At 60.8% G+C, this 16,025-nt stretch carries 19 protein-coding genes and 1 other RNA gene; 4 read left to right on the forward strand and 16 right to left on the reverse strand.

Features of this window, described 5'->3' with window-relative positions; translation table 11 throughout:
- From dolP to RE418_RS09110, 4 genes are read right to left on the reverse strand one after another with little or no spacing between them, the layout of a single operon-like run.
- Entirely contained in the window at positions 1-576 is a 576-nt protein-coding gene (dolP, locus tag RE418_RS09095; RefSeq protein ID WP_004937101.1) for a division/outer membrane stress-associated lipid-binding lipoprotein, read from the reverse strand.
- A gap of 9 nt (positions 577-585) precedes the next feature.
- Positions 586-1,176, reverse strand: a complete 591-nt coding sequence (gene diaA / locus RE418_RS09100; protein WP_004937103.1) for a DnaA initiator-associating protein DiaA — start codon at positions 1,174-1,176, stop codon at positions 586-588.
- Positions 1,177-1,227: 51 nt separating this feature from the next.
- Positions 1,228-1,581 carry a YraN family protein gene (locus RE418_RS09105; protein ID WP_015379164.1) on the reverse strand — a complete coding sequence of 118 codons (354 nt, stop codon included), beginning with the start codon at positions 1,579-1,581 and terminating at the stop codon, positions 1,228-1,230.
- Entirely contained in the window at positions 1,578-3,617 is a 2,040-nt protein-coding gene (locus RE418_RS09110; protein WP_043141990.1) for a penicillin-binding protein activator, read from the reverse strand. Before RE418_RS09110 ends, RE418_RS09105 begins: the two co-directional genes overlap by 4 nt.
- Positions 3,618-3,679: 62 nt before the next feature.
- On the opposite strand from RE418_RS09110, the gene rsmI reads away from it, so the two are divergent.
- Both rsmI and rnpB read left to right on the forward strand, forming a co-directional pair.
- Positions 3,680-4,543 carry a 16S rRNA (cytidine(1402)-2'-O)-methyltransferase gene (gene rsmI / locus RE418_RS09115; RefSeq protein WP_004937108.1) on the forward strand — a complete coding sequence of 288 codons (864 nt, stop codon included), beginning with the start codon at positions 3,680-3,682 and terminating at the stop codon, positions 4,541-4,543.
- A gap of 41 nt (positions 4,544-4,584) precedes the next feature.
- An RNA gene (gene rnpB, locus RE418_RS09120) (RNase P RNA component class A) lies at positions 4,585-4,962 on the forward strand.
- Positions 4,963-5,020: 58 nt separating this feature from the next.
- Here rnpB and RE418_RS09125 read toward each other — a convergent pair.
- Positions 5,021-5,722 (reverse strand): pirin family protein, encoded by a 702-nt coding sequence (locus RE418_RS09125; protein WP_043141999.1) that lies wholly within the window; start codon positions 5,720-5,722, stop codon positions 5,021-5,023.
- Positions 5,723-5,829: 107 nt separating this feature from the next.
- On the opposite strand from RE418_RS09125, the gene RE418_RS09130 reads away from it, so the two are divergent.
- Positions 5,830-6,726, forward strand: coding sequence for a LysR family transcriptional regulator (locus RE418_RS09130; RefSeq protein ID WP_025304355.1), 897 nt, complete (start codon positions 5,830-5,832; stop codon positions 6,724-6,726).
- Between the two features lie 50 nt (positions 6,727-6,776).
- Here RE418_RS09130 and RE418_RS09135 read toward each other — a convergent pair whose 3' ends face one another.
- From RE418_RS09135 to RE418_RS09185, 11 genes are all read right to left on the reverse strand, one after another.
- On the reverse strand, positions 6,777-7,763 hold the full coding sequence (locus tag RE418_RS09135) for a glutathione S-transferase family protein (RefSeq protein ID WP_049208330.1): 987 nt from the start codon (positions 7,761-7,763) through the stop codon (positions 6,777-6,779).
- A gap of 71 nt (positions 7,764-7,834) precedes the next feature.
- Positions 7,835-8,230, reverse strand: a complete 396-nt coding sequence (locus tag RE418_RS09140) for a DoxX family protein (RefSeq protein ID WP_004937119.1) — start codon at positions 8,228-8,230, stop codon at positions 7,835-7,837.
- A gap of 295 nt (positions 8,231-8,525) precedes the next feature.
- Positions 8,526-8,810 (reverse strand): YqjK-like family protein, encoded by a 285-nt coding sequence (locus tag RE418_RS09145; RefSeq protein ID WP_089181369.1) that lies wholly within the window; start codon positions 8,808-8,810, stop codon positions 8,526-8,528.
- Complete coding sequence (locus RE418_RS09150; protein WP_089181368.1) at positions 8,807-9,226, reverse strand: phage holin family protein; 420 nt, start codon at positions 9,224-9,226, stop codon at positions 8,807-8,809. Before RE418_RS09150 ends, RE418_RS09145 begins: the two co-directional genes overlap by 4 nt.
- A gap of 2 nt (positions 9,227-9,228) precedes the next feature.
- On the reverse strand, positions 9,229-9,534 hold the full coding sequence (locus tag RE418_RS09155) for a YqjD family protein (RefSeq protein ID WP_004937125.1): 306 nt from the start codon (positions 9,532-9,534) through the stop codon (positions 9,229-9,231).
- A gap of 164 nt (positions 9,535-9,698) precedes the next feature.
- Positions 9,699-10,070 carry a DUF1090 domain-containing protein gene (locus tag RE418_RS09160; RefSeq protein WP_025304353.1) on the reverse strand — a complete coding sequence of 124 codons (372 nt, stop codon included), beginning with the start codon at positions 10,068-10,070 and terminating at the stop codon, positions 9,699-9,701.
- A gap of 242 nt (positions 10,071-10,312) precedes the next feature.
- Positions 10,313-10,651 carry an EnvZ/OmpR regulon moderator MzrA gene (gene mzrA, locus RE418_RS09165; protein WP_016930183.1) on the reverse strand — a complete coding sequence of 113 codons (339 nt, stop codon included), beginning with the start codon at positions 10,649-10,651 and terminating at the stop codon, positions 10,313-10,315.
- A 32-nt stretch (positions 10,652-10,683) separates the two neighbouring features.
- Positions 10,684-11,364, reverse strand: a complete 681-nt coding sequence (locus RE418_RS09170; protein WP_025304352.1) for a DedA family protein — start codon at positions 11,362-11,364, stop codon at positions 10,684-10,686.
- A 136-nt stretch (positions 11,365-11,500) separates the two neighbouring features.
- Positions 11,501-11,947, reverse strand: a complete 447-nt coding sequence (locus tag RE418_RS09175; RefSeq protein ID WP_025304351.1) for a hypothetical protein — start codon at positions 11,945-11,947, stop codon at positions 11,501-11,503.
- Positions 11,948-12,133: 186 nt separating this feature from the next.
- Positions 12,134-12,910: a transcriptional regulator ExuR gene (gene exuR / locus RE418_RS09180; protein WP_033636102.1), complete on the reverse strand. Its 777-nt coding sequence runs from the start codon at positions 12,908-12,910 to the stop codon at positions 12,134-12,136.
- Between the two features lie 118 nt (positions 12,911-13,028).
- Positions 13,029-14,327 (reverse strand): MFS transporter, encoded by a 1,299-nt coding sequence (locus RE418_RS09185; RefSeq protein WP_025304349.1) that lies wholly within the window; start codon positions 14,325-14,327, stop codon positions 13,029-13,031.
- A gap of 284 nt (positions 14,328-14,611) precedes the next feature.
- Between RE418_RS09185 and uxaC the strand changes: the two genes are divergently transcribed.
- Positions 14,612-16,024, forward strand: a complete 1,413-nt coding sequence (gene uxaC, locus RE418_RS09190; RefSeq protein WP_089181367.1) for a glucuronate isomerase — start codon at positions 14,612-14,614, stop codon at positions 16,022-16,024.
- Position 16,025 lies beyond the last annotated feature (1 nt).

A 16,025-nucleotide genomic window follows, 5' to 3' on the forward strand; every position in this document is an offset into this window, starting at 1 on the left:
TTATTTCACATAGGTAAAGGCGGTAGTGACGTGCTTCACGCCGCTGACCTGGCTAGCAATCTGCGCCGCTGACTGCCCTTCCTGCTGCGTGACCAGGCCCAGCAAGAACACTTCGCCGTTTTCGGTAGTAACCTTCACGTTGGACGATTTCACCGTATCGCTGGTGAGCAGCTGCGAACGCACCTTGGTGGTGATCCAGGTGTCGGAGGACGCGGTGCTCAGGCTGACCGGCGTGCCCTGACGGATCTCGTTATACACTTCGGTCGTGCCTTCCACGCCCATGGCGATCTGCTTGGCGCGCGCGGTGAGATCGGCGTTAGGCGACTGGCCGGTCAACAGCACCTTGCCCTGATAGGCGGTGGCGACCACCCGGGCATCTTTCTTCAACTGCTGGTCTTTGCTCAGGGCGCTTTCGACCCTGGCTTCCAGCGTGCCGTCATCCACCTGGGTCCCGACGCTGCGCGGGTCGGTGGCGGTTTTGGTCGCGACGGCCGCACTGCCGACGACGACGCCGGCGATACAGCCTTGCAACAGCAGGGCGCTGGACAGCACTGCAAATGTGGCTTTTAGCTTCATCTCAGTTCCTTAATCGTCCTGGTGGGGGAATAACGTATTGTCTATCAGGTCGCACAGGCAGTTTACGGTCAGCATATGCATTTCCTGAATGCGCGAGCTGCGGTGCGACGGGATGCGGATCTCGACATCCTGCTGGCCGAGCAACCCTGCCAGTTCGCCACCGTCGTAGCCGGTGAGCGCGACGATGGTCATATCGCGCGTCACGGCCGCCTCGACCGCTTTCACAATATCACGGCTGTTGCCGCGGGTGGAAATCGCCAGCAGCACGTCACCGGTGTGCCCAAGTGCGCGCACCTGCTTGGCGTACACTTCGTCGTGCAACCGATCGTTGCTGATCGCCGTCAGCACCACGTTGTCGGCGTTGAGGGCGATGGCTGGCAGGCTGGGGCGCTCGGTTTCAAAACGGTTGATCATGCTGGCGGCGAAGTGCTGCGCGTTGGCCGCCGAGGTGCCGTTGCCGCAGCACAGGATTTTGTTGCCGTTGAGTAAGGATTGAACCAGCGTCATCGCAGCGCGGGAAATGGCGTCCGGCAGTGCTTCCGCCGCCGCGATCTGGGTTTGGATGCTTTCGGTAAAACAGACTTTAATTCTATCCAGCACGTTGTATTAATCCACTAAGTCAAAGGGCCGGTCTGCGCCGCAAAACCCCAATTAATCCGCATTGAAGGCGTTGGGTATCCATTCTAACTGGCTACCGGTAATGGCCAAAACATCAAAACGGCAAGATGATGTGTCAAAACTGGCTCCGCGCCCCGCCAGCCAGACGGCGGCGGCGTGCAGCAACCGCTGTTGTTTGCGAAAGGTGACGCTGGCGGCCGCGCCGCCGAAGGCGTCGTTGCGGCGGTAGCGCACTTCGACGAATACCCAGGTAGTGCCGTCGCGCATGATGAGGTCGAGCTCACCGCCGCGCACCGCGACGTTGGCGGCGCAGAAGGTGAGCCCGGCGTGTTCCAGGTGACGGCGGGCCAGTAACTCGTAGCCCGCCCCGGAGGCGCGTGGGTTCAAGAGACCGGAACGACCGTACCCTGACGGTATTGCAGCCAAGGCAGCTTGCGGTTGATCACGCAGTTCGGCGATGCGCTCAGCGTACCGGTGGTGCCGGAAACCTGGAAACCCGGCAGCTGGCGCATTTCAGCAAAGTGGTTGGCCAATGTCCAGGCATCCATCCCCATTGCATACAGGCGCACCAGCGAGTAATCGTTGCGGAAGCGCGCGCTGGCCTGCTGCAGCAGCTGAGGGTTTGAGCCGGCCAGCAGCGGGATATCGCTGAACTGCAGGCCTTCCATTTCCAGACGGAAGTCCGGGCCGGCGCCGGCCTGGTAGCTGCGCGAGCTGGCGTACATCGCCGGTTTGCCGCGCGAGCTGGTGGCCATGTCGATCATCGGTTTGATCAGCGTCAGTTGGGACTGGGTAGCGACGATATACACCGCGTCGACGCTGCCGCCGGTGGCGGCGGGCACGTCGCTCGGCGGCGCAGGAATGGTCAGCCCGGCGATGGTGACGCTCTGCGGCGCCGGGGCGCTCGACATCGGCGTGCCGGTCATGCGGATGCCGCCGCTGTTCACCATCTGGCGCAGCTCGCCGGCAGAGCCGATGTCCTGACGCAGCACGGTTTGCCCGCCTTGCTTCTGCCATTCCTGGTTAAAGGCCTTGGCGACGCGATCGCCGAAGGCGCCGCGCGGCACCAGCAGCAGCGGTTGACGCTTCTGCTGTTCCCAGATGTGGCGGGCGGCGTCGCGCGCTTCATCTTCCGGCGACAGGGCGAAGTAACAGATGTTCAGGTTGTCCTTCGGCGTTTCCGGCTGGTTGAGCGCCAGCACGTTCAGCGTGGTGGTGCTGGCGGACAGCTGATCGACGTTCTCTTTGAGCAGCGGCCCGACCACCAGAGTAGCGCCATCCTGCTGCGCCTGGCTCAGCAAGGCGGCCAGCGGCTGGCTGGTGGTGTCGTACACTTTGACCTGCGCATTAGCGGCCTGCAGCGGCGTTATCGGCGCGCTGGACGGTGCAGCGGGTTGCGCGGCGGTCACGGCCGGCTGGCTCTCTTGCGCCGAAGGGCTGACGGCGCCGTTGGCGTTGATGTCACCCGCTGCGGCCTGATCGGCCGGCGCCGTTTGGGCCGGTGCGCTGGCAGGTTGCGCGGCTTGAGGTTGCGGCGCCGGCATGGAACCGCCGTTTTTCGCCGCTTCGAAGCCTTGCTGGATGGCGTCGGCGAACACTTTCGCCTGGCCGTTCAACGGCAGCAGCAGGGCGATTTTCGAGGTGGAGGCCTGAGTGAAGTTCAGCACCTGGTTCAGGCGAGCCGGCAGCGTTTTGGCTGCCGGGTTCTTCGGATAACGGTTCTGCCAATCTTTGATGCCGGCCTTCAGCAGATCGGGATCCTGCTTGTTGTCCTGATAGACGCGCAGCAGATCCAGCCAGCCTTGCAGCACGTTCTCGTCGGCGTTGATCACCAGGCTGTTCATCTCCTGCGGCGTCAGCTGCAGCAGGGCCTGCCAGGTTTGATCCAGATTGTCCTGGTGCGGTTTGCCGGTCAGCAACGGCTCCTGAGCGATATAGGCGCGGATCAATGGCAGCGACGCTTTGCCTTGATTGGCGGCGATCTGCGCCTGGTAGTAGCGCACCTTCTGATTCGGCGACAGCGCACCGCTGTCCAGGTGGCCCAGCGTGCTGCGGGCGCTGACGTAGCTCTTGTTGGCGATCTGCAGTTCGGCGGTCAGCAACTGGCGCTCAGTCTGCTGTGCGCCGCTGAGGTTTTTCGGCAGCTGATTCAACTGGTCGCCGGCCTGCGGCAGTTTTCCTTCGCGCAGCAAGGCGCGAATAGCAAGTAATTGCCAGTCAGCCTTGTTATCATCGCTGCTTTGCTGCAACTGCTGCAGGTAGTAATCGGAGCTGGCGCTCGCTTCGTCCTGTATATTGGCGGGCGGCGTTTGCGGGGCCCGACTTGGACAGCCTGCCAGGAAAAGGGCGGCCGCGATGACTGCGGTAAGTCGGACAGGCTTGGAACGCCCTGCTTTGGTACGAACGAATGTTGAGGAAAGCATACTGTATCCAGTGATGTTTTTTTCAAGATGCTCAATATTAAATCGGCAACCCGGATGAAACAATGAATCAACACCAACAATCAGTCATTTCTGCATCAACGCTGTATGTGGTGCCCACCCCCATCGGCAATCTGGGCGATATTACCCACCGCGCGTTAGAGGTACTGAAAAGCGTTGATCTGATCGCGGCGGAAGACACGCGCCATACCGGATTGCTGTTGCAACACTTCGCGATCAACGCGCGTCTGTTCGCGCTGCATGACCACAACGAACAGCAAAAGGCCGATCAGCTGCTGGCGAAACTGCAGGAAGGCCAGAGCATCGCGCTGGTGTCCGACGCCGGCACGCCGCTGATCAACGATCCCGGTTATCACCTGGTGCGCCGCTGCCGCGAGGCCGGCATTCGCGTGGTGCCGCTGCCGGGCGCCTGCGCCGCCACCACCGCGCTGTGCGCTGCGGGTGTCGCTTCCGACCGCTTCTGCTACGAAGGCTTCCTGCCGGCGAAAACCAAGGGGCGCAAGGATACGCTGATGGCGCTGGCGGAGGAACCGCGCACGCTGATTTTCTACGAATCCACTCACCGTCTGCTGGAAAGTCTGCAGGACATGGTCACCGTTTGGGGCCCGCAGCGTTATGTCGTGCTGGCGCGCGAGCTGACCAAAACCTGGGAATCTATCCACGGCGCGCCGGTGGGCGAGCTGCTGGCGTGGGTGCAGGAAGATGAAGTGCGCCGCCGCGGTGAGATGGTGCTGATCGTCGAAGGCCACAAAGCGCAGGAGGATGCGTTGCCGCTCGAGGCGCTGCGCACGCTGGCGCTGCTGCAAAAAGAGCTGCCGTTGAAAAAGGCGGCGGCGCTGGCGGCGGAAATCCACGGCGTGAAGAAAAATGCGTTGTATAAGCACGCGCTGGAGCAACAACAGCCGTAAAGCGGTTGACCTGCCGCCGCCGCAACGCTACTATCCGCGCCGGAGTTGACCAGACAGTCGCCGCTTCATTGCCGTCCTCTTCGGGGAGACAGATGGAGGGGAGGAAAGTCCGGGCTCCATAGGGCAGGGTGCCAGGTAACGCCTGGGAGGCGCAAGCCTACGACTAGTGCAACAGAGAGCAAACCGCCGATGGCCCGCGCAAGCGGGATCAGGTAAGGGTGAAAGGGTGCGGTAAGAGCGCACCGCGCGGCTGGCAACAGTTCGTGGCACGGTAAACTCCACCCGGAGCAAGGCCAAATAGGGGTTCACATGGTACGGCCCGTACTGAACCCGGGTAGGCTGCTTGAGCCAGTGAGCGATTGCTGGCCTAGAGGAATGACTGTCCACGACAGAACCCGGCTTACCGGTCAACTCCCTCGACAAAAGAAAACCCCGCGCAACGCCAGTTGCGCGGGGTTTTTCGTTTTCCGGCCGGCCTTACACCGGCAGGTCAATCAACAGCGCGCGCAGCGGCGTCTCGGCGCGGATCGTCAGGCGATTCTCCTCGCGCACGAAGGCGCCGTCGCCGCAGGTCAGGCGCTGTTCCTCGTGGCGCTCGCCGGTGGCGGCGATGGTACCGTGTATCGACTGCAGATAAGCGCGCGGCCCATTAATCGTCAGCGTGTGTTCTTCGCCCGGCTGCAGATCGAGATGATGGATCCAGACCTGCTGGCGCAGCTGCAGGCTGCCCTGCGCGCCGTCAGGCGAGGCCAGCAGCAGGTTGCCTGCAGTCGGCAGCGTCAGACGTTGCACCCGCTCGTTGTTGCGTTCCGGGCAGGCATCCAGCCACAGCTGCAGACGAGTCAGCGGCGTATCGCTGCTGACGTTCTGTTCGCTGTAGCTCAGGCTTGGCTGGGTGGCCAACAGCAGCGCTTCGCCGGCTTTGGCGCGTGCGGTGTTGCCGTCGCTGTCGCGGTATTCCGCCTCGCCCTGCAGGATCAGGTTCAGGATATCGACGCTGGGATAGGTGCGCGGCTGGAACGACGCGCCCGGCGCCAGCACCTCCTGATTCAGCACCCGCAGCGACGCGTAGCCCATCAGTTTGGGATCGAAGTAGTGACCAAAGGAAAAGGTGTAGCGAGCCTGCAGCCAACCAAAGTCAGCTTGCCCGCATTGTTGTGCTGTTCTGCATGTAATCATGGCAATCGGCTCTCTAAATTCATTATCCAAATGGTAAGCATCTGGACGTCGGATTGTTAGCCAGTTAATCTGGTCGGCATATTCAAATTTCCTGACAGAGGGATGCGATGGCCAGAGATCGGGCGCTCACGCTTGAGGCACTAAGGGTGATGGATGCAATCGACCGGCGCGGCAGTTTCGCCGCGGCCGCCGACGAATTGGGCCGGGTGCCGTCGGCACTCAGCTACACCATGCAAAAATTGGAAGAAGAATTGGACGTGGTGCTGTTCGACCGTTCGGGCCACCGCACCAAGTTCACCAACGTGGGGCGCATGTTGCTGGAACGCGGGCGGGTGCTGCTGGAAGCGGCCGACAAGCTGACCACCGACGCCGAGGCGCTGGCGCGCGGTTGGGAAACTCACCTGACCATCGTCAGCGAAGCGCTGTCGCCGCCGAGCCTGCTGTTCCCGCTGGTGGACAAGCTGGCGCTGAAGGCCAACACCCAGGTGTCGATTTTCACCGAGGTGCTGGCGGGCGCCTGGGAGCGGCTGGAGCAGGGGCGCGCCGACATCGTGATCGCGCCGGACATGCATTTTCGCGCGTCGTCCGAGATCAACACCCGCAAACTGTATAAGGTGATGAGCGTTTATGTCGCCGCGCCGGATCATCCTATCCACCTGGAGCCGGAGCCGCTTTCCGAAGTGACCCGCGTGAAATACCGCGGCATCGCGGTGGCGGATACCGCTCGCGAGCGCCCGGTGTTGACCGTACAGCTGCTGGATAAGCAGCAGCGTCTGACGGTGAGCACCATTGAAGACAAGCGTCTGGCGCTGCTGGCCGGGTTGGGGGTGGCGACCATGCCGTATCCGATGGTGGAGAAAGATATCGAGGCCGGGCGGCTGCGCGTGGTGGGGCCGGAATACAGCCGCGAAGCCGATATCATCATGGCCTGGCGGCGCGACAGCATGGGGGAGGCGAAAGCCTGGTTCCTGCGCGAAATTCCGCGCCTGTTCGCGCAGCGTTAAGTCGGTTGGATGACATCCCCTTGCCGGGCGGCAAGGGGATTTTTTTCGCCTTAACCGAAGCGCTGGTCGCGGCCGTGCGGCTCGTCCAGATCCTGCGCCGGCCCGATGGAAATGATGCCGTGCGGGTTGATGGTGGCGTGGCTGCGGTAGTAGTGGTTGCGAATGTGCGGCAGGCTGACCGTCTCGTCGATGCCCGGCATCTGGTAGATGTCGCGCAGGAAGCCGTACAGGTTGAGGTAGTCGCTGATGCGGTGTTTATCGCACTTGAAGTGGGTGACGTACACCGGATCGAAACGCACCAGCGTGGTCCACAGACGCAGGTCGGCTTCGGTCAGCCGATCGCCGGTCAGGTAGCGATGCTGCCCCAGGATCTGCTCCAGGCGCTCCAGCGCGTTGAATACCCCGTTGACCGCTTCGTCATAGGCTTCCTGGCTGGTGGCAAAACCGGCTTTGTACACGCCGTTGTTCACTTGATCGTAAATCCAACCGTTCAGCTCATCGATCTTGCCGCGCAGCGCGGTCGGGTAGTAGTCGCCTGCCCGAGCGCCGACGCCGTCAAATGCGCTGTTGAACATGCGGATGATGTCGGCGGATTCATTGCTGACGATGGTTTGCCGCTGTTTATCCCACAGCACCGGCACGGTCACGCGCCCGCTGTAGTGCGGATCGGCCCGCAGGTAGATCTGGTACAGGAAGTCGGCGTGATACAGCGGATCGCCGGTGGTTTCCGGAAAATCCTGGCCGAAGGTCCAGCCGTTTTCCAGCATCAGCGGGTGCACCACCGAGACCGGAATGATCTGCTCCAGCCCTTTCAGTTTGCGCATCAGCAGCGTGCGATGCGCCCAGGGGCAGGCGAGAGAAACATAAAGGTGATAACGGCCCGCTTCGGCCTGGAAGCCGCCCACGCCGTGTTCGCCCGGCTGACCGTCGGCGGTCACCCAATTGCGAAACTGAGCGGTTGAACGTTTGAAACGGCCGCCGGTAGATTTGGTGTCATACCAGATGTCTTGCCAAACGCCATCGACGAGTTGTCCCATGGGAATCTCCTTGGTGTCCGAGTTAAAAAACGACAGAGCCCGGCATGCCGGGCCCTGAATGACAGTTTAGATTACCATTTCTTGTTCAGAAGACGGTCGATGCTGAAGCCGCCCGGGCCTGCGACTGCCAACACGATGAAGCCGCCGGCGATGGTCAGGTTTTTCATGAACATCAGCTGGTTTACGCCTTCCGCAAAGTCAGTGTGGAACAGCAGCGCGGTCAGGATGGTGAAACCGGCAGTGAACAGCGCCACGGTGCGGGTCAGGAAACCGAACAGGATCGCCAGACCGCCGCCAAATTCCAGCAGGATGGTCAGCGGCAGCAAGAAGCCAGGCACGCCCATCGATTGCATGTACTGTTGGGTACCGGCATATGCGTCACCCATTTTGCCGTAGCCTGCCACGATAAACAGGATTGGCATCAGAATACGAGCAACCAACAAACCTGTATCTTCTAATTTTTTCATCATCTACTCCAAAGTGTTTTTGTGCGCCTGTTCGGCGGTAGTCATATCAACGGGCGGCGTAGCGGGTCTCTGACCCTGTCCGCTCCGTATCGTATTGATGGAGTGAATGTTAAGCGGGAAGTGCTCAGGTTGTTAGCAAGTAAAACTGTCGTAATTTTTCAAAAAATCTGAATCTTTAGCGTGCTAATAAAATGCCGCCGATCAGCAGGTTGCCCGGCCCCGGGGTTGGACGCGTTGTATCAAGGGAGAAAATGCGGGCAGAGCAACAGGAGGTTTGAAGGAAAGACTAAGCGGCTTACTTGGCGGAAAACGTCTTTTTAAACAGACGGATAGCGCTCCATGCGCCGAAAGCGCGACGCGACCAGCGGATCATCTTGCTGGGATGGCGGATGCCGTACAGCGCCATGACGCTGGAACCGAGCACCAGATAGCGGCGCAGGCCAAACACCGTTTGCCAGCCGCGGTCGATGCGTTCGGTCTTTTCCAGCCACAGAGACTTGTGTTCGGCCAGATCCAGACGCTGTTGCTGGATCTGCCGAATCAGCCTCTCTTTTTTCCATTCCAGATAGCGGCGGCTCATGGCTCGCGCTCCAGCTCGGCGCGATCGAGTTCCAACTGCTTGCGCGTGGCGCCGAGCAGCGTGGTGCGACGGGCCTTGACCAGCGTCCAGATGGTGCCGACCACGGCGAGGAACAGCAGCATGCCGGTTGTCGCGCCCAGCGCCACCAGCCGGTAGACCGGATCGATGGCCCAGAAGATCAGGATCAGCAGGCTCATCAAACCGAAGGCGGTGAACAGCAGCGTCATGCCGGCCATGATCAGCAGCTGAATGAGGTTGGCTTTCTCCTCTTCCAGCTCGACCACTGCCAGCCGGACGCGGGTTTCCACCATGCCGACCAGGATCGTGATGATGCGCTGACCGATATCCAGGACCCCTTTAGCGGGGCCCTGCGCGCGCACTTGCGCCTGCGCGCGCACTTGCGGTTGTTCAGCCATGATTAACGACGCGCGAGCAGCACGCCCAACACGACGCCGACCGCCGCGCCGATACCGATGCCGGTCCACGGGTTGTCGCGCACGTAGTCGTCGGCCTGGCCGGCGATCTGCTTGGTTTGCGAAGCCAGCTTGTCACCGGCGTCGCTCAGGCGAGCGCGGGTCTCTTTCAGCGCGCCTTCCGCTTTCGAGCGCAGCTTCTCCAGCTCGGCTTTCGGCTTGTCGGTGGAGGAGTTCAGCACTTCCTCCAGCGTATCGGCTAAGGACTTCAGTTCAGCGCGTAAGTTTTCTGCATTTGAATCATGTGCCATGTGATTATTCCTTAACGTTTATTTCGACAGACTTTTAACATAGCGGATTTTTTCGCCGGAGCAAAGGGGTGATGGCCAGCAGATAACACCAGACATCAATTTCATATGCTTAAGAAATCCCGTGTGATGGGGCTCTCATCGATAAATCCGCTGGTGTGAAAAAATTATTCCGCCTGGGCGCGTTTCAACTCAGCTTGCGCTTCCGCCAGCTTTTGCTGCTTCTTGGCGACCTTGTCCAGCTTGCCGGTTTGCTGCGTTTCTTTCAGTTCCTGCCGGCGCTCGTCGACCTTGCGCTGTTTCTCTGCGATGTTTTTTTGGCGTTCGGCTTGCAGGCCGGCTTCGGTGCAGTGAGTCTGCACTTCGCTCAGCGCTTTTTTTAGCCCGTCCACGCGGTGGGTGTTACCGTGCTGGGTGGCGTAGTCGATTTGCTGTTGGATGTTTTGCGCTTTGGCGGCACAACCGCCCTCAGCGGCCGCAGCGAGGGCCGGCAGTGTGCAGAGAGGCAACAGCAGTAACAGGGAGTGGCGTAATTTCATCTTTCAGTTCCTTTTCATGGGGTACCTGAACAGGCACCCGCTTTCCTGGCTGCCGAAGGCGGCAGCGCGAGAGGAGGGCGTTCATCGCCGGCTGAAGTTATCCTTCAGCATAGTCATGAAACCGGCGTGCCCCCAAAGAATCAGCCGTGACTCAGTGCTGACTGATTAATTCTTGAGCTAATCGGTGCGAATGAAAATGAAGATAATGGCAGTGAAAGGAAACCCCTTCATCTGAAGGGGGATTATCCCAGATTGAGTGGGGAACGCGCAAATTCGCGCACCCAATGCGATGGCACGGGGGATTCGCTCAACGCGATGTGGTAACCGGGCGGCAGGATGGTTTGCAGCGCTTCGCGCGCCAGCAACTGCTGCTCCGGCGAATCCAAACGGATGACCAGGCCATCACCTTCCGGCGTGATGCTTTTGATGCGGATGCCGCGCTCATCCAGGCGCTGGTAGACGTAAAAGCCGTCGGGCAGCGACAGCCCTTGCTGGCTGGCGCGAATGCGCAGCTCGCTCTCGGTGCGCACCATACAGGGCACCAGCAGCGTCGCCAACGCCAGTAGGGCGAGCGCGATCATCAAGACGTATTGCCAGCGCGGGCGCTTTGCTGTCACGCCCCTTTCCCCGGGTTCTGGCCGCTGGCGCGTTTCTTGCGCCACAGCACGATCAGCGAGCCGACCAGCCCAACCACCAGCAATACCAGCGGCAACATCATCAGGCAGAACATCAGCTGATCTTCATACTTGCGGAACACCGGGGTTTTCCCGAGGGCGAAGCCCAGCGTCGTCAGGATCAAGACCCACAGCAGGCCGCTCATCCAGTTGAAGAACTGGAAGCGCGCGTTGTTCAGGCCGGACAGGCCGGCGATGGTTGGCAGCAGGGTGCGCACGAAGGCCAGGAAGCGGCCGACCAGCAGGGCGGAAAGGCCGTGGCGGTGGAACAGGTTATGCGCACGCTGATGGTAGTGAGCCGGCAGATGCGAAAGCCAGCCTTGCACCGTTCGCGTATTGCCGAGCCACCGGCCCTGTATATAACTGACCCAGCACCCCAGGCTGGCGGCGACGGTCAGGATAACGATGGTCAATGGGAAGCCCATGGTGCCTTTGGCGATCAGCACGCCGACCAGGATCAGCAGGCTGTCGCCCGGCAGGAAAGCGGCCGGCAGCAGGCCGTTTTCCAAAAACAGGATCATGAACAGCAGGATGTAGAGGGTCCACACCAGCGAAGGGTTCGCCAGCGTCTCAAAATCCTGCTGCCACAAGGCATGTATCAGTTCTTTAATGATGTCCATCCGGTGTTCCTAAAACGTCATTGTTTATTTTTATCTCAGCGGTGGAACGGGCGTGGGCTGAAAACGCGCGGCGATCCTGAATGCTGATAACGATGAAACGGCGTTGCTTTAAGGTTTCTAAGCGGTGCGACACCGGTCATAGGTGGTAAGTCAGCGTGCCACGGTACTGCATGTTACTTTCTTTCCAGCCGGCCTGCCGACTCTGTTGCCTGGAGGCATCCAGCATCCCGTCGACCTGGGCAAGCCGGTTGGGAGCCGGCGTGTCCTGGCGGGGGAAGCGAATTCGGTAGCCCGGCTCTGCGGCCAGGGTATAGACCGGCACCGGCAGGGAGGAGGCGAGCAGCGAGCCGGAGAAAGAGTGCGCTCTGGGCAGCAGCAGCGGCAACTTGCCGGGGGCTTTGCGGCGCGCTTCGGCCGGCGCCCGATACACCTGATCATAGGGGGAAAGCGCCGGCTCCGCCAACAGCGGCAGGCTGCTCAGCGCGCTGGGGGTGGGCTTGGGTGACGCCACGCATAGCTGTGGGCCGGAGACCGAACCGGTCCAGCAGAAAACAGCAATCAGCATGGCAAACAACCAGCGCATTTATTCGCGTCCCGCCCCCGCAGCAATGGGTAAAAAAGTGGGCTAACTCTACCAAAATAGCACGATTGGCAACAGGGAAATCTACGTTGCCGACGGTGAAATAGTACACGGCAAACGGCGGTTCCGGCATCGATTCAGCGGATTTTACATTACCTGACATAAGCCGACGGTTTTTGACCGCCGTGGCTATTTCGGCTCGTGGCTCACGCCATCCAGATGCACCACCGGATTCTCGGCGAACAGATAGCGATCGGCGTTGTATTCGAAGTCGTCGCTGGTGGCGTTGAACAGCATCTGCTTGGTGTTTTCCAGGTGCTGCCACATCGCCAGTTTGGCGGCGTAAGGATCTTTGCGCATCAGCGCCTTGAGGATCTGATCGTGATCGTCGCACCAGCTGGCGATCGAACGTTCGTCGATATGCTCGTGCAGTTTCTTCCAGTAAGGGTTGTTGACCCGCTGCACCCACATTTTTTCCACGATGGTGGCCATGGCGGTGTTCTGGGTGGCCAGCGCCACCTGCACGTGGAACTTCAGATCCCACTGCGAGTCGCGGAAACGATCCTCTTTGCGGGCATGCTCCTGGATCTCCATCAGTTGCACGATATCCTGCTTGGTCACCTGGGTGGCGGCAAATTCGGCGATGTTGCTTTCTATCAGTTGGCGCGCCTGCAGCAGCTCAAACGGGCCGGCGGTGGCGAACTCGATGCTGTCGCCCGGCACCACCAGGTGTTTTTGCTGGTTGGACACCACGTGGATCCCGGATCCCTTGCGCACGTCCACATAGCCTTCGACTTCCAGCATGATGATCGCCTCGCGCACCACGGTGCGGCTGACATTCATCTCTTCGGCGATGTATCGCTCGGCCGGCAGCTTGTCGCCTACCGGATAACGGCCGCTTTCGATGCGTTGCTTCAGCTCGGCGGCCAGTTGCTGATACAGGCGTCTGGTTTCAGTGAATTCCATAGTGAATGCTCTATACGGTGCGGTGGGAAGGGGCGCGTGGCCATCGGATTTGTTATACCACTTATTCGGCACCGCTGCCAGAGGAGCAAGGGGCCCGGCGCAGCGGCCGGGCGGGGGATCAGCTGCGCGCCGGGGTGGGCTGCAGCGCGGCGGGTTGCGGTTCGGCGGCCGGGCGGTTTTGCAACACCGTCCAGATGACGATGGCGCCGAGAATGTCGAAGACCGACAGCGCGGCGAACAGTGGGCTGAAGCCGAGGGTGTCCGCCAGGGCGCCGACCACCAGGGCGAACAGCGTGCTGGCGGTCCAGGCTGCCATGCCGGTCAGCCCGTTGGCGGTCGCCACCTCATTGCGGCCGAACACGTCGGAAGAGAGGGTGATCAACGCGCCGGACAGTGCCTGATGGGCGAAGCCCCCGACGCACAGCAGCGCGATAGCCGCGTAAGGGCTGGTGAACAGGCCGATCATGCCGGGGCCGATCATCAACACCGCCCCCATCGTCACCACCAGCTTGCGTGAGACGATCAGGTTGACCTTGAAATACTTCTGGAACAGCGGTGGCAGATAACCGCCGACGATGCAGCCGAGATCGGCAAACAGCATCGGCATCCAGGCGAACATGGCGATCTCTTTCAGGTTAAAGCCGTAGGCCTTGAACATGAACAGCGGGATCCAGGCGTTGAAGGTGCCCCACGCCGGCTCCGCGAGAAAGCGCGGCAACGCGATGCCCCAGAACTGGCGATTGCGCACGATCTGCCAGGCGGACATCTTTTTGGCGTTAGAGGTCTGGTGCTGCGCTTCCTGGCCTTCGAGGATGTAACGGCGTTCTTCCTGGCTCAGTTTCTTCTGATCTTTCGGGTGTTTGTAGAACAGCAGCCAGCAGATGGCCCAGATCAGGCTCAGCACGCCGGTGATAATGAACGCCATCTCCCAGCTGTGCGCGACGATGGCCCATACCACCAGCGGCGGGGCGATCATGCCGCCGATCGACGAGCCCACGTTGAAATAGCCGACGGCGATCGAACGCTCTTTGGCCGGAAACCATTCGCTGCTGGCCTTCAGCCCGGCGGGGATCATTGCCGCTTCCGCCATGCCGACCGCGCCGCGCGCCAACGCCAGCCCGCCCCAACTGTTGGCCAGTGCGGTGCCCATGCAGAACAGCGCCCACAGAATGGCGAACATGGCGTAGCCGACCTTGGTGCCCAGCACGTCCAGCACGTAGCCCGCCACCGGTTGCATCACGGTGTAGCACGCGGAGTAGGCGGCGACGATATAGGAATACTGTTGGGTGGTGATGTGCAGCGTATCTTCCAGCGTCGGCGCCGCCACGGCAATGGCGTTGCGGGTCAGGTAACCCAGCACGGTGCCGATGGTCACCAGTCCGATCATGTACCAGCGTAACCCTTTAATTTTACGCATCCGAAGTGTCTCCCCGTTTGAAGGTGTGGCCGTCGATGCGGCTGGCGAGACAATAACCTGTCATACAGGTTTAAAAGTTGAGTGATATCACAAAAGGAATTATTCGCCTGAGCAATACTGTGGCCGGTGAAACAGGGCATTTTTGCCGGTAAATTGAGCGAAAAAGGGCGTAGAGAGAGGATGAACGGCAGACCTCGGGAAAAATCTGCTGGACGTTAGTAAAAATTGGTGTGATAACTTTTGTGATTCGAACCCCGTGCCGCACGGCAAGTAAGGAGCCCGAGATGGCGACGTTTTTGAGCGAAGATTTCCTGCTGGACAGCGAATTTGCCCGGCGCTTGTATCACGATTACGCGGCGCAGCAGCCGATTTTTGATTATCACTGTCATTTGCCGCCGCAGCAGATCGCGGAGAATACCCGCTTCAGCAACCTGTACGATATCTGGCTGCGGGGCGATCACTACAAATGGCGGGCGATGCGCACCAACGGCGTGGCGGAGCGGTTGTGCACCGGCGATGCGGGCGATCGCGAGAAATTCGACGCCTGGGCCGCCACGGTGCCGCACACCATCGGCAACCCGCTCTATCACTGGACGCATCTGGAGCTGCGCCGGCCGTTCGGCATCACGGATACGCTGTTGTCGCCGGCCACGGCGGATGAAATCTGGCAGCGCGGCAATGCGCTGCTGGCGCAGGATGAGTTTCGCGCACGTGGCATCATGCAGCAGATGAATGTGAAAATGGTCGGCACCACCGACGATCCGATCGACGATCTGCGCCATCATCGGGCGATCGCCGACGATCATAGCTTCGATATCAAGGTGCTGCCGAGCTGGCGGCCGGACAAAGCTTTCACTATCGATGCGTCCGGCTTCAACGACTATCTGCGGCAGCTGGAGGCGGCGGCGGACACCGCCATCGGCCGCTTCAGCGCGCTGTGCGACGCCCTGTACAAGCGCATGGATCACTTCGCCACTCACGGTTGCAAAGTGGCCGATCATGCGCTGGACGTGGTGGTGTTCGGCGAGGCCGATGAAGCGGCGCTGGATGCGATACTGCTGCGCCGCCTGAACGGCGAGCTGCCGACGCCGGAACAGAGCGCCCAGTTCAAAAGCGCTGTGCTGCTGTTTTTGGCTGGCGAATACCGGCGCCGAGGCTGGGTGCAGCAGTATCACATTGGCGCGCTGCGCAATAACAACAGCCGCATGTTGGCCGCCGTCGGGCCGGATATCGGCTTCGACTCGATCAACGACCGGCCGCTGGCGGAACCGCTGTCGCGGCTGCTGGATGCTCAGGCGCGGCAGGGCGGTCTGCCAAAAACCATTCTTTATTGCCTCAATCCGCGCGATAACGAAGTGATCGGCACCATGATCGGCAATTTTCAGGGGGAAGGTACGCCGGGCAAGATGCAGTTCGGCTCCGGTTGGTGGTTCAACGATCAGAAGGACGGCATGCAGCGCCAAATGACGCAGCTGGCCCAGCTCGGGTTGCTGAGCCGCTTCGTCGGCATGCTGACCGACAGTCGCAGCTTCCTGTCGTATACGCGGCATGAATACTTCCGCCGCATCCTTTGCCAGATGATCGGCCGCTGGGTGGCGGACGGCGAAGCGCCGGCGGATATCGCGCTGCTGGGCGAGATGGTGAAAAACATCTGCTTCGACAACGCCAAAAACTATTTCGCCATCGAACTGGCGTAGC

It is taken from the genome of Serratia sp. szju (genome assembly GCF_044594185.1).
GTDB classification, from domain to species: Bacteria; Pseudomonadota; Gammaproteobacteria; order Enterobacterales; family Enterobacteriaceae; genus Serratia; species Serratia bockelmannii.